A 667-nucleotide genomic window follows, 5' to 3' on the forward strand; every position below is an offset into this window, starting at 1 on the left:
GCCGCCAACCCCGGCCCCCATGGCAATACTCATGTCACCGAAATTGCGAAAATCAATCCAGCCGTTCTGTTTTTCCGGCTCATCTTCATCCCAAAGCCAGTCTGCTTGGGACACGGACGGGTACTCACCGGGCAACCAGCGCCTGCCCCGCTCCAGCACCACCACCTTGCTTCCCTTCTCAGCCAGGCGGCATGCCATCACAGCGCCCCCGAAGCCACTGCCGATGACCAGCACATCAACCTTTTCCATGTTGTCCCCAGTATTTTTCTGCTTTTCGTTATCAGCTATCCCAGCGTCCAACCGTCTTCCTACACTAATTTTTGCACTATAAATTTAAGCGCCAATCCTGTCCATTTACACCGCTTTCCAGTAACCTGACCACCATCTTCGCCGGCCCACAGCAGCACCCATGGAACAGATTGATTTCGTTACTATTGAAGAGAAAAAACGCCCCCGCAAGCGGGCTGCTGCCCCCAAAAAAGCGGCCAGCACTTCGCGGCAGGCAACGGCGCGGCAAGGTGCGGTTCGTGAAGGCTACCGGCGCCTCACCGCCGACATTCCCGCCGATTTGCACAAACGACTTAAAATGCAGGCGTTGATGGAAGACCGCTCTGTTACCGAGTTGATCGTGCAAGCGGCAGAGAGCTTTCTGCGTAACCGCGACTGA

2 protein-coding genes are annotated in these 667 nt (G+C 55.9%); one reads left to right on the forward strand and one right to left on the reverse strand.

Translation table 11 applies throughout. The annotated features are described in order from the left end of the window. The coding region (locus A3754_RS24875) for an NAD(P)-binding protein (protein WP_156497215.1) at nt 1-249 on the reverse strand (249 nt) is incomplete at its 3' end. A 160-nt stretch (nt 250-409) separates the two neighbouring features. On the opposite strand from A3754_RS24875, the gene A3754_RS24880 reads away from it, so the two are divergent. After that, nucleotides 410-667 (forward strand): hypothetical protein, encoded by a 258-nt coding sequence (locus tag A3754_RS24880; RefSeq protein WP_063521635.1) that lies wholly within the window; start codon nt 410-412, stop codon nt 665-667.

It is taken from the genome of Alcanivorax sp. HI0083 (assembly GCF_001635175.1).

Excerpts from the sequence above, each read along its gene's own strand:
- A3754_RS24880 (WP_063521635.1), top strand. The coding sequence starts at position 410 with ATGGAACAGATTGATTTCGTTACTATTGAAGAGAAAAAACGCCCCCGC.